General features: G+C 68.7%; 11 protein-coding genes. 10 read left to right on the forward strand and 1 reads right to left on the reverse strand.

Features of this window, described 5'->3' with window-relative positions:
- Positions 1 to 54 precede the first annotated feature (54 nt).
- Positions 55 to 1,095: a D-glycero-beta-D-manno-heptose-7-phosphate kinase gene (rfaE1, locus tag R2910_05200; protein ID MEZ4412360.1), complete on the reverse strand. Its 1,041-nt coding sequence runs from the start codon at positions 1,093 to 1,095 to the stop codon at positions 55 to 57.
- Between the two features lie 116 nt (positions 1,096 to 1,211).
- Here rfaE1 and R2910_05205 point away from each other — a divergent pair, with 116 nt between their 5' ends.
- Genes R2910_05205 through R2910_05250 form a run of 10 tightly spaced genes read left to right on the forward strand, consistent with a single transcriptional unit; the run spans position 1,212 to position 10,250 of the window.
- Positions 1,212 to 2,249 carry an asparaginase gene (locus R2910_05205; protein MEZ4412361.1) on the forward strand — a complete coding sequence of 346 codons (1,038 nt, stop codon included), beginning with the start codon at positions 1,212 to 1,214 and terminating at the stop codon, positions 2,247 to 2,249.
- 14 nt (positions 2,250 to 2,263) lie between these two features.
- Positions 2,264 to 2,905, forward strand: a complete 642-nt coding sequence (locus tag R2910_05210) for a carboxymuconolactone decarboxylase family protein (protein ID MEZ4412362.1) — start codon at positions 2,264 to 2,266, stop codon at positions 2,903 to 2,905.
- On the forward strand, positions 2,905 to 3,927 hold the full coding sequence (gene obgE, locus R2910_05215) for a GTPase ObgE (protein MEZ4412363.1): 1,023 nt from the start codon (positions 2,905 to 2,907) through the stop codon (positions 3,925 to 3,927). Before R2910_05210 ends, obgE begins: the two co-directional genes overlap by 1 nt.
- Positions 3,924 to 5,048 (forward strand): DNA-processing protein DprA, encoded by a 1,125-nt coding sequence (dprA, locus tag R2910_05220; protein MEZ4412364.1) that lies wholly within the window; start codon positions 3,924 to 3,926, stop codon positions 5,046 to 5,048. The genes obgE and dprA overlap by 4 nt, the downstream gene beginning before the upstream one ends.
- Positions 5,049 to 5,085: 37 nt before the next feature.
- Complete coding sequence (gene hemW, locus R2910_05225; protein MEZ4412365.1) at positions 5,086 to 6,186, forward strand: radical SAM family heme chaperone HemW; 1,101 nt, start codon at positions 5,086 to 5,088, stop codon at positions 6,184 to 6,186.
- Positions 6,187 to 6,199: 13 nt separating this feature from the next.
- Complete coding sequence (gene hrcA, locus R2910_05230; GenBank protein ID MEZ4412366.1) at positions 6,200 to 7,234, forward strand: heat-inducible transcriptional repressor HrcA; 1,035 nt, start codon at positions 6,200 to 6,202, stop codon at positions 7,232 to 7,234.
- Complete coding sequence (gene dnaJ / locus R2910_05235; protein ID MEZ4412367.1) at positions 7,231 to 8,364, forward strand: molecular chaperone DnaJ; 1,134 nt, start codon at positions 7,231 to 7,233, stop codon at positions 8,362 to 8,364. The genes hrcA and dnaJ overlap by 4 nt, the downstream gene beginning before the upstream one ends.
- Positions 8,364 to 9,203, forward strand: coding sequence for a 50S ribosomal protein L11 methyltransferase (locus R2910_05240; GenBank protein MEZ4412368.1), 840 nt, complete (start codon positions 8,364 to 8,366; stop codon positions 9,201 to 9,203). The genes dnaJ and R2910_05240 overlap by 1 nt, the downstream gene beginning before the upstream one ends.
- On the forward strand, positions 9,200 to 9,910 hold the full coding sequence (locus R2910_05245) for an RsmE family RNA methyltransferase (GenBank protein ID MEZ4412369.1): 711 nt from the start codon (positions 9,200 to 9,202) through the stop codon (positions 9,908 to 9,910). Before R2910_05240 ends, R2910_05245 begins: the two co-directional genes overlap by 4 nt.
- The gene (locus R2910_05250) at positions 9,903 to 10,250 is read left to right on the forward strand and encodes a histidine triad nucleotide-binding protein (GenBank protein ID MEZ4412370.1); all 348 of its coding nucleotides are present in this window, start codon (positions 9,903 to 9,905) and stop codon (positions 10,248 to 10,250) included. The genes R2910_05245 and R2910_05250 overlap by 8 nt, the downstream gene beginning before the upstream one ends.
- Positions 10,251 to 11,947: the final 1,697 nt, after the last annotated feature.

Raw genomic sequence — 11,947 nt, forward strand, 5'->3', positions numbered from 1 at the left:
TTCGGGAGCGGGAGTCTAACGGGGGCCGGCACGGTCGGGCAAGTCCGGAACCGGCTAGATGAGCCCGCCCCGCCGGAGCCGCCCGATCTGGTCGAAGCGCTCGTCGTGCATGGCCAGGACCTCCTCGGTCGAGACGGTGGCCACCCCCGATTTGCTGACTTCGATCCCGGCCGCGATGTTCGCCAGTTGCGCCGCCTCCCTCACCGTGGCCCCTGCCGCGAGGCACGTGCCGACCCACGCCGTGACCGTGTCACCCGCCCCCGAGACGTCATAGACCTCGCGCGCCAAGGACGGGAGATGAGTCGTCTTGCTGTCCTTGGTGACCAGCACCATCCCCTCGGCGCCCAGGGTGAGCAGCAGGTTGTCCACTCCAAGCTTGGTCAGCGCCTCCGGGAGGGCGTCCCGGTGCTCCAGGTCCACCGCAGCGCCCAGCGCCGCCTCCATCTCCCGCCGGTTCGGCTTGAAGACGGTGGCGCCGGCATAGTCGAAGAACTGCCTGAACTTCGGATCGACCACCACCGGGATGCCGCGCCGCTTGGCAATCTCCATCGCCGCACGGATCAGCGCCGGAGCCAGCAACCCCTTGTTGTAGTCCTCCAGCAGGAGTGCGTCGGCATCGGCGAGCGCCTCCTCCGCCTTGGCCAGCACCCGCAGCAATTCCGCCCCATCCAGCAGCCGGTCCACCTCCTCGTCGATCCGGACCACCTGCTGGCCCCGGGCAAGGACGCGCGTCTTCGAGGTGGTTGGCCGGCCCGCCGTCGTCTCCACGAACGTGTCGGTCAGCCGCAACGTGGCCATCTCGGCGCGCAACGCCCGGCCCGTGGGATCGTCACCCACCACACCCACCAGCCGGCAGGTCGCGCCCATCGCCGCCACGTTGGCCGCCACGTTGGCGGCGCCGCCGAGGGCGGAGCGGTGCTCCCGGACACTGACCACCGGCACCGGCGCCTCGGGGGAGAGCCGCTCGGTGTCGCCGATCAGATATCGGTCCAGGATGAGATCGCCGATGACGACAATCCGGCACTCGCCCATCCGCTCGATGAGCTTCAGGACGCGGTCGCGGGGCATCGGGGGCGGAGGAGAACTGGAGCGCACGGCGGATCCTCGGAAGCGTGAATAGTCGGGACCCCCGAAACGTGCGCGCGGCGCGGGCAAAGGGGAAGGGGAGGACCCGGCCCCCCCGGCGGTCCGCCCCGCTATCTTTGACCCCGATGCCAACCACCTCCTTTCGCGTTGAGTCGACCCGCGGCGACCTCGTCGAGTCGGTCCACGCCGTCTCGCTCGCGGTGACCAACCCGTCCGGCGCCCTCGTCGCCTCCGCGGGAGACCCGGAGCTGGTGACCTTCTGGCGCTCCGCGGCCAAGCCGTTCCAGGCGCTCCCGATGGTCGCCGATGGCGCCGCAGACCACTTCGGTCTCGGCCCCGACGCCATCGCGCTGGCCTGCGCCTCCCACTCCAGTGAACCGGAACAGGTGGATCTCGCCCGCCGCATGCTTGCCGCCATCGGCTGCAACGAGGCAGATCTGGCCTGCGGTCCCCACACGCCGCTCTCGTCGGCCGTGCATGAAGAGGCACTCAGATCCGGGACGACACTCACCCCGGCCTGGAGCAACTGCTCCGGGAAGCACAGCGGGATGCTGGCCCTCGCGCGGCATCATGGCTGGCCGACCGCCGGCTATGAACGGGCCGGCCACCCGGCGCAGGACCGCATCCTCGACGAGGTAAGCCGCTGGACCGGCGTCGCCCCCGAGGCCATCGTCCTCGGCGTGGACGGGTGCACCACCGTCTGCTTTGCCATGCCCCTCCACGCCATGGCGACCGCCTACGCCCGGTTGGGAACGAGTGAGGAACCGGCCGCGGTCCGCGTCCGCCAGGCAATGCAGTCCCATCCGGAGCTTGTTGGGGGCACCGGGCGGCTCTGCACCGATCTGATGCGCGAAACGGAAGGCCGTGTGATTGCCAAGATCGGAGCCGAGGGGGTCTACAGTGCCGCCTGGCCCGAACTGGGCCTCGGCCTGACCCTGAAGGTGGCCGATGGGGACATGCGGAGCGCGCAAGTTGCCCTGCTCGGCGTCCTGGCCCGACTGGCCACCAGGTTTGGCGCGATCCTCCCGCTCGCGGCGCTCGCCAGCCACGCCGAGCCGGTCATTCGCAACACTCGCAAGGAAGCGACCGGCTCGCTCCGCTCCGCCGGCGACCTGCACTTTCACGACACCGCCGGCGCGCGTTCAGTGCCGCACAACCGCTGAACTCGACTACCGTGATGCCAGACGCCTCGGCGCTCGACCCCCAGACCCTCGCCCTGGTGCGCCTCGCCGCCGCCGTGGCCGCAGGAGACGAGTCCGCCCTGCAGCGCGGCGCGGAATCGGTGTTGACGGCACAGGTCGATCCGGTCTGGGTCGAGGAATTGCTGCTGCAGTCGATCCTGATGGTCGGGTACCCCCGGGCGCTGGTCGCGTTCGGCGTCTGGCGGCAGGTAAGCGGCACCGCGGCGCCGCCGTCCGACGCCGATGCGGACTATGCCCGCCTGGCCGAGTGGGAGGCGCGGGGGGTGGACACCTGTTCGACGGTGTACGGCGACAACTACGAGAAGCTGCGCCGCAACGTGCGCGGCCTGCACCCCGCCGTCGACCGGTGGATGCTGGTCGAGGGATATGGCCGGACGCTCGGCCGGCCGGGCCTGGACCTGCGGCGCCGGGAGCTCTGTACCGTCGCGCAGACGGCGGTGCTGTGCACCCATCGGCAGCTCCATTCGCACCTGCGGGGGGCGCTGCACGGCGGCGCCACCTTTGCGCAGGTGGAATCGACGCTGGTGGCTTCGCAGCCGTTCGTCACGGTCGACGAGTGGGCGGAAATCGAACAACTATGGGTGGCGGTACGCGCCGGGTGGAGTGAGGAGAACTGATGTTTATCGATCGTGCAGTCGTGAAGGTCATCGCAGGCACCGGCGGGTCGGGTGCCTCGTCGTTCGCGCGCTTCAAGTTCAAGCCGAAAGGCGGACCCGACGGCGGCGATGGCGGGCACGGCGGGCACGTCTACATCCGCGGCGACCGCAACCTAGCCACCCTCCTGGACTACCGGTACAAGACCATCTGGAAGGCGGCGCGCGGCGCGCACGGCAAGGGGAAGAACTGGACCGGCGCCTCCGCCGACGACATCTACATGCCGGTGCCGCCGGGGACGGTGGTGCGGGACCTGGCCACGGGCGAGGTGCTCGCCGAGATCCTGCACGACGGCGACGTCTTCCTGGTGGCAAAGGGAGGGCGGGGCGGCCGGGGCAACGCCCGCTTCACCACGCCGACGCACCAGGCGCCGCGGGAGTGGGAACCGGGCGAGGAAGGCCAGGAGCGGGAGATCGAGCTGGTGCTCAAGCTGATCGCCGACGTCGGACTGGTGGGCGAACCCAACGCCGGCAAGAGCACGCTCCTTTCCGTGCTCAGCGCCGCGCGTCCCAAGATTGCCGATTACCCCTTCACCACCCTCGAGCCGAATCTCGGCGTGGTGCAGCTCTCCGGGTCCCGTACCTTTGTGGTCGCGGACATTCCCGGCATCATCGAGGGCGCGCACGAGGGGAAGGGCCTCGGCCTGAAGTTCCTGCAGCACGTCGAGCGGACCCGCGTGCTCGCCTTCATGATCCCGCTCGACGCCCCGGAGCCCCAGGCGGTGTACGACCAACTCCGCGCCGAGGTGCAGCAGTACTCCAGCACCCTGGCAGATCGGCCGCATGTGGTGGTCCTGAGCAAGCGGGACCTGCTGCCCGAGGGCGACGAGGTCCCGACGCTCGAGGCGCCCGACGCCGTCAGCCAGCTCACCATTTCGAGCGCTTCAGGCGCCGGACTCGAAGAGTTGAAGGAGTACCTGTTCCGGTTCGTGGCCGACGCCAAGGCGAACGAACCCCCTCCCATCGACGACTGGGCCCCCGAGTGACGCCGGACGGTCCCTCGGACCAGGAGCGCGCCGCGCTGGTGGCGCTGGGCCTGGTGAACGGCGTCGGACACGCGCGACGCACCACACTCCTCGAAGCTTGCTCGACTGCCTACGGCGCCCTCTCGGCGCCGTTCGAGTTTTTGCGCGCCCTGCCCGGGATTTCCAGTGCCTGTGCCACCGCCATCAAGGCCACTTCCGTCGTCCAGGGGGAACGGGTGCTCCGCGAGGTCGAATCCCACGGCGGCACCTGTCTCGTACCCGGCGATCCCACGTACCCCTCGATTCTCGTGGATATTCCCGAACCGCCCGGGGTGCTCTTCGCGCTCGGGCGCCTCGAACTGCTCGATCGGCTGGCCGTCGCGGTGGTCGGGAGCCGCAACCACACGTCGTACGGCAGCGACGCCTGCAGGATCGTGGTACAGGGCGCGGCGGCACGCGGGTTGTGCATCGTCAGCGGGATGGCCCGCGGGCTCGATGCCGTGGCGCACCTTTCCGCGCTCGATGTCGGTGGGGATACGATCGGCGTCCTCGGCAACGGTTTCGGCGTGATCTATCCGTCGGCCAACCGGGTGCTGTACGAGCGGATGCGACGCGAGGGGCTCCTCCTCACGGAGTTTCCTCCCGGCAACCGCCCGAATGCGGGGAGCTTTCAGCGGAGGAACCGGCTCATCAGCGGGCTGGCTCGCGTCACGGTGGTGGTCGAGGCGGCCTCCGGGTCCGGGACACTCATTACCGTGGACGCCGCCCTCTCGCAGGGGCGCGACGTGATGGTGGTCCCCGGCGCGATCACCAGCCCGACGTCCATCGGCACCAATCGCCTCCTGCGCGACGGTGCCACGCCGTTCCTCGAGGTCGCGGACCTGCTCGCGCTCTATCCTGAGCTGCGCCCCGCGGTGTCGGGGAAGGGAACGCCTGCGGCCACGGTGGAAGCGCCGCCCGCACTGCCGCTCACCCTCTTCGAACGGCGCGTCTTCCAGACCCTCGACCGGACGCCGCGCCACCTCGATGCACTGATCGAAGTGGTCGGCGTCCCTGCCGCGGAACTCCTCCCCGCGCTCTCCGCGCTCGAGATGTACGGGGTCGCCCGCCAGGAACCGGGGCGGCGGTTCCTGCGCGCCTGACTTTCATCGGCCCCCGGCGGGCTGTACCCTTCCTGCCGTGAACCTTTACATCCACGTCCCCTTCTGTGCCCGCCGCTGCAGCTACTGCGACTTCTCCATCGCGGTCCGGAAGACCGTGCCCTCGGAGCGGTTCGCCGCAGCGGTGCTCACCGAGTGGGAAGGGGTGCAGGACGACGCCGGGTGGGCCAATTCTCCGGAACTCGATACGGTCTATTTCGGGGGCGGGACGCCCTCCCGGCTCGATCCCGCGGCGCTGGTCTCGATCCTCGCTGGCATCCGGACCCGTCGGCCCCTCGCCCCCGACGCGGAGGTCACGCTCGAGGCGAATCCCGACGACGTGACCCCGGAGGCCGCCGCCGCGTGGCGCGATGCGGGCATCGCGCGGGTCTCCCTCGGCATCCAGTCCTTTGCGCCGAACGTGCTCGAGTGGATGCACCGCACCCATTCCGCGGACCAGGCTCGTGGCGCCGTGCAGACCCTGCGCGCGGCGGGCTTCGCCGACCTGTCGGTGGATCTCATCTATGGCCTGCCACCAGAATTGGACCGGGACTGGGAGGCCGATCTCGCCGCCGCATTCGCCCTGGAGCCGGATCACCTCTCCTGTTACGGGCTGACCATCGAGGCGCACACCCCCCTCGGGCACTGGGCCGCACGGGGGCAGGCGACGCCCGTGGACGAGACCCGGTACGCGGAAGAGTTTCTCCAGCTGAGCCAGGCGCTGGCGGAGCGCGGGTGGGAACACTACGAGGTTTCCAACGCCGCGCGGCCGGGGCACCGCGCGCGGCACAACAGCGGCTACTGGTCCGGCGCCTCCTACCTGGGGTTGGGGCCCTCCGCCCACAGCAGCACGGGAGGGGAGCGTCGCTGGAACGTCCGGGAATACGCCGCGTGGGACGCTGCCGTCCACGGCGGGGAGCCGACTGTCGCGGGGCGCGAGAGGCTGACCCCGGATCAGTTGCGGATCGAGGCGCTCTACCTGGGGCTGCGCACTTCGGCCGGCGTCTCGGCCAACCTGGTGCCCGCGGCGGTGCATGAGCGCTGGGCGGCCGCGGGGTGGGCCACCGTGCAGGGCGGGCGGCTCCGGCTCACCCCCGAGGGGTGGCTGCGCCTGGATGCGTTGGTGGCCGACGCGGCCTGATTAGATTCCTGCCATGGCATCCGCTGAGCATCTCACCTCCCGCCAACTCCACGTCCTCGAGGCGGTCATCCAGACCTATATCGAGACGGCGGAGCCTGCCGGCAGCCGGACCGTGTCCCAGCGATTCGGGCTCGGTGTGTCGTCGGCCACGGTGCGGAACATCATGGCGGAGCTCGAGGACCAGGGGCTGCTGTACCACCCGCACACCTCCGCCGGGCGCATCCCGACGGACCTGGCCTACCGGGTGTACGTCGACAGCCTGATGCACCTCTCCCCGCTCAGCGATGAAGCCCGCCAGACCCTGCAGGCGGAACTCCCCGGCTCCCGCAACGCGATGGACCAGCTGCTCCGGCGGACGGCGCAGGTGCTGGGCGTGCTGACCCAGGAACTGGGGGTGGCGGTGGCTCCGGCGTTCAATCACATCGTGCTCGAGCGGCTGGAACTGGTGCAGGTCTCGAGCGAGCGCATCCTGATGGTGCTCAACCTGCGGAGCGGCGCGGTGCGGACCGTGTTCGTGGAAGTGCGGGGGAGCATCGCCAAGGCCGCGCTGGAGCGGGTGACGCAGGTGCTGAACGAACGCCTGGCCGGGCTGACGGTCGAGGAAATTCGGGTGTCGCTGGCCGAGCGCCTCCGCGACGCCACGACGGAGCCGGAGAGCCACGAGCTGCTGAACATCTTCCTGGCCGAGCGGGACGAAATCTTCGATCTCTCGGGTGACGGGCGGGAGGTGGTTCTGGGTGGCGCGGAACTGCTGGCCGACCAGCCGGAGTTCGCGTCGAACTCGAAGATGCGGGACCTGTTGCACCTGACCCAGCGCCGCGACCTGCTGCGCACCGCGCTGCAGACCCGGGGCGACGGCCTGACGATTACCATCGGCGGCGAAAATCTTGACCCCCGCCTCAACGACTTCACGCTGGTCACCGCTTCCTACCGCGCCGGCGAGCTTCGCGGCGTCATCGGGGTCCTCGGGCCGACCCGGATGCCTTACGACAAGATCATCGGGCTGGTCGAGCATACGAGCCAGCTCGTCGAAGGATTGCTGACGTGAGCGATTTCTACTCCCTGCTGGGCGTCGCCCGCGGCGCAACCGAAGAAGAGATCAAGAAGGCCTACCGCAAGCAGGCCATGGACCTGCACCCCGACCGGAACTCGGCGCACGACGCCGAGCATCGGTTCAAGGAGGTCACCGAGGCGTACGAGGTGCTTCGGGACCCGCAGAAGCGTGCCGCGTACGACCGCTACGGCAAGGCGGGACTGGGGCGGGGCGGTGGCGGGTTCGAATATCACCACGTGGACCTGACCGAGGCGCTCAACATCTTCATGCGCGACTTCGGCGGACTTGGCGGGTTCGAGTCGCTCTTCGGTGGCGGAGGCGGGCGTGCCGCCGCCGAGGCTCGGCGCGGCCAGGACATCCGGGTCACCGTCAAGATGACGCTGGCCGAGGTGGCCACCGGCGTCAAGCGCACCATCAAGCTCAAGACGCTCGACACCTGTGAACATTGCGAAGGCACCGGCGCGCAGAAGGGCACCAGTGCCGCCGCCTGCAGCACCTGCGGCGGGAACGGTGAGGTGCGGCGGGCGGCGCGCAGCGTCTTCGGGCAGTTCGTGCAGGTGGCGCCCTGCCCGACCTGCGGCGGCGAGGGCACCGTCATCCGGACCCCCTGCGAAGTTTGCCGCGGCGAGGGCCGCATTCGCGCGGAGCGGACGGTGCAGGCGGAAATCCCACCGGGTGTCTCGACCAACAACTACCTCACGATGCGCGGCCAGGGCGCCGCCGGCCCCCGCAACGGTGGCAAGGGCGACCTCCTCCTCCTGATCGAGGTGGAGGAAGACGAACGCTTCGAACGCCAGGGCGAGCACCTCGCCACCGACCTGCCACTCTCGTTTTCGCAGGCGGCGCTGGGCGGCACCTTTCCGGTCCCCACTCCCTGGGGTGAGGAAGAGGTGGTCATCCCGTCCGGGACGCAGACCGCCACCGTCATTCGCCTGAAGGGGAAGGGGCTGCCGCGGCTCGGTCACTCCGGCCGCGGCGACCTCCACGTCCGGATCAACGTCTGGACCCCCGAGCGGCTGAACTCGGAACAGGAACGCCTCTTCCGGGAACTCGCGGAACACGAGGGAGATCCCCCCGGCCACGGGAAGGGCTTCTGGTCGCGGATCCGCGAGGCCCTCGGCTGATGGGATGGTGGGCCGTCGACGTGACCCCGTCCGCGCCCACCACGGGAGACGCGCTGGCCGCCTGGCTCGTGGCCCGGACCGGGCAGGCCATCGAACAGCGGGACGACGGGACACTCATCACCTTTGCCGAAGATGAAGGGGGGGCCAACGCACTGATCCAGGCGCTGGCCGGAAGCCCTGATGGGACTGCCACCGCAGCGATCCGCCCCCTCGACATCGTGGACTGGTCTACCCGCTGGAAGGATGGACTCGAGCCACGGCGGTTCGGCCGACTCATCGTGGCGCCATCGTGGACCGACGCGAAGGCCGGCGCCGACGAGGTGGTGGTGGTGATCGACCCGGAGATGGCCTTCGGCACCGGCGAACATGGCTCCACCCGCGCCGCACTCACCCTGCTCGAACGGCACCTCCTGCCCGGCCAGTCGGTGCTCGACCTCGGCAGTGGCAGCGGGATCTTGTCGATCGCCGCCATTCGGCTCGGCGCCTCCCGCGCCACCGGCATCGAGATCGACGAAGACGCCAACGTGGTCGCCACCAGGAACGCCGAACAGAACGGCGTGACGGATTCTTGCACATTTCTCGATGGCGATGCCGCACTGCTCGCCCCGCTCCTCGGCCCCGTAGACCTCCTCCTCTCGAACATTTTGCGTACGGTGAACGTGACGCTTCTCCCCGCCATCAGGGATGCAGTGGCGCCCGGCGGCCTCGCAATCTTTTCGGGGATGGAGGAGGGGGAGGCGCCGCTCTTCCTGCCTGTGCTCACGTCGGCGGGATTCGAGATCGTGGACGAGGTCCTCGACGCCGCCTGGTGGGCGGTCGCGGCCCGGCGGACCTCGTGAACGTCCTGGTCCCGGTCGGCTCGCTCGTCCCGGGGGCGCGCATCAGTCTCGATGCCCTGGAGGTGCATCACCTCCGCGTGCGGCGCGCCGGAGCCGGCGAGGCCGTCCGGCTGCTGGACGGTGCGGGCGGCGTGGGTGCCGGGGCGCTGGAGCTCGGGAAGAAGGGCGCCGTGGTCACGGTGGGTGAGGTGCACACCGAGGCGGCGCCGACGCCGCTGGCGCTGGCCATCGGGGCGGGGGAGCGCGATCGATTCGCCTGGGTGGTGGAGAAGGCCGCGGAACTCGGCGTGACGGAAATCGTGCCGCTGGAGACCGAACATACCCGGGGCGTCGCATCCCGCATTCGTGGTGCGCAGGTCGAGCGCTTCCGGCGTCGGACCCTCGAGGCGATCAAGCAGTGCGGCGCGACCTGGGCGCCGCAGGTGCGCGAGCCGGTGCCGCTCGAGGAGTTTGCCGCCGAGCCGCGCGCCGGCATCCGCTGGCTGGCGGCGCTCGAGGGAGGCGTGCCTCCCGCCGGGGTGGGGCCCGATCCGGTGACGATCGCCATCGGGCCTGAAGGCGGGTTCACCGCCGAGGAACGAAGTGCGCTCGAAGCGGCCGGGTTCACGCCGGTCCGGTTCGGCGATCACATCCTGCGGTTCGAGACGGCCGCCCTGGCGGGGGCGGTCTACACCAGCGTCGCGCGAAAGCGAGGGCTCGATGGCTGACTGCATTTTCTGCCGGATCGCGTCGGGGGAGATCCCCGCCCAGATCGTGGGACGGACCTCCGACGCCGTGGCCTTCCGCGACCTCAATCCCCAGGCGCCGGTCCATGTGCTCGTGATCCCGGTCCAGCACCACGCCGCCGCGCGTGACGCCACAGGTCCCGAGGGGGAGCGGCTGCTGGGCCGCCTCCTGGCATTCGCCACGGAGACCGCTGCCGGGCTGGGGCTGGATGCGGGGGGGTACCGGATCGTGACCAACACCGGGAAGGATGGCGGGCAGAGCGTGGACCACCTGCACCTGCACATTCTGGGGGGTCGGGCCCTCGGTTGGCCTCCGGGGTAAGCGGTTTCAGTCATTGCGAGGCCATGTAAGGGCAGGACGTTTTGTCATTGCGAGGTCACGCAGTGGCCGAAGCAATCTGGGTCCAACCGCGCAAGACCTGGATTGCTTTATCGGCCCCTCCGGGGCCTCCTCGCCGTGGGAACTTGGGGGGCTTTACTGCCACTCCAAACTCCTCGTTGCGTCCCATGACCGATTGGGGTACTATCTTGTCCCTCTTGCCCGGAAGACCGTCGCCAATATCGAGCCCCCCTCGAGAAACCCCATAGGTCTGCGTGTACTCACGTCGGCCAAATCGGAGAATCAATGGTTCAACGAAGGAGCTCATACGGCGCGGCCATCGCCGCCGTGCTCTGTTCAATTGTGTTGTCAGGATGCGCTCAGGAAGCCACTCTGGAGCCAGGTGGCGAGGCGGCGACTTCAGTCATCTCGAACACTCCACTCGGTGTCACGATTGTGCCGATGTGTCAGGTGGGGTGCTTGGATTCTGACCCTAATCCCGCTGAGCCGGGAGTCTTCTTGGGAAGCGGTGTCACGGATGACTTGTGCGGTGGCGATGAGCAGACCGACCACGATGGGGATGGGCTCTCGACGTTCTGCGAGAACAACCTAGCAGTGGCCTTCGCACCGGAACTTCGGTACGCCTGGGGTGACGAGGTTGGACGCGAGCCCTACTGGGCTGCCAAACCGCTTGCATACGGTAACGCTAGCAAGGTGACAATCGCCTACCTCCTTTCATATTACATCGACACCGGTAGCTCCGCGTGGGGCTGCGTCATCCCACCCGGTAGCTATTTCTGCCCTGGTCACAATGGGGATTCTGAGGCGATTGTTCTTGAAGTGTATTATGACGCGAACACGAAGCACTGGGTCCTTAGCAAGGCTGTTTATTCTACGCACGAAACATACGGAGTCTTCAGCAAGGGCAATAAACAGTACCCGATGGCCTTGCAGTATCCTTCTCACCCCGGGGCCTATCCCCGATCGTACGTTGCTGTCGGAAAGCACGCGAACTACAACTCGGTCTCCGCGTGCAACAACGGTGCGTTTGCTGCCACGGATGATTGCAGCCACGTGGACACATCCGAGCGGGTCTTCGTGAGCGGTGCATATAACGTCGGGAGCAGTGACGTGCACCTCATCGATTGCGTTGAGAGCCGAGACCCGGGCTACGTTTACTACGGAAGCGGACGGCAAGAGTGCTATTGGAGTTCGGGCGAATTCCGTGGGTGGATTCCCACGTGGGTAGGCGGCACCACCGCGATGCCCGGATACGGGGCTCGCTTGTCCTACTTCGGGTATTAGCAGCGATGCGAGCAACAATCCTCGTGCTCGGCGGACTGCTCATCATGGGCGGTCGTCTCGAAGCACAACGACAGGCGGTTCCGATGCGGGCCAGCTCAGTCTGGGCGCCTGCCGAGCGAGCCGAAGGGCCACTGGCACTCAAGGTCGCGACTGGGGCGGCGCAGCAAAGTTATTGGCTGGAGGGCCTCATCATTGGTGGGGTGCTGGGTGGCGCCGCCGGGGCAATCGTCGCGGCTGGGGGGTGCAGTGATACCGACAGCGGGTATTCAGGAGGGTGTGCCGGCCCGACCATTGTAGGTGTCTTAGTCGGGGCTTTGCTGGGTGCGGTCCCTGGCGTACTTATTGGAGGGCGCTTCCACAAGAAGCCTAAGACAGTCCCGGCTAGCTGATGGAGA

This window comes from Gemmatimonadales bacterium (assembly GCA_041390145.1).
Lineage (GTDB): Bacteria > Gemmatimonadota > Gemmatimonadetes > Gemmatimonadales > GWC2-71-9 > SPDF01.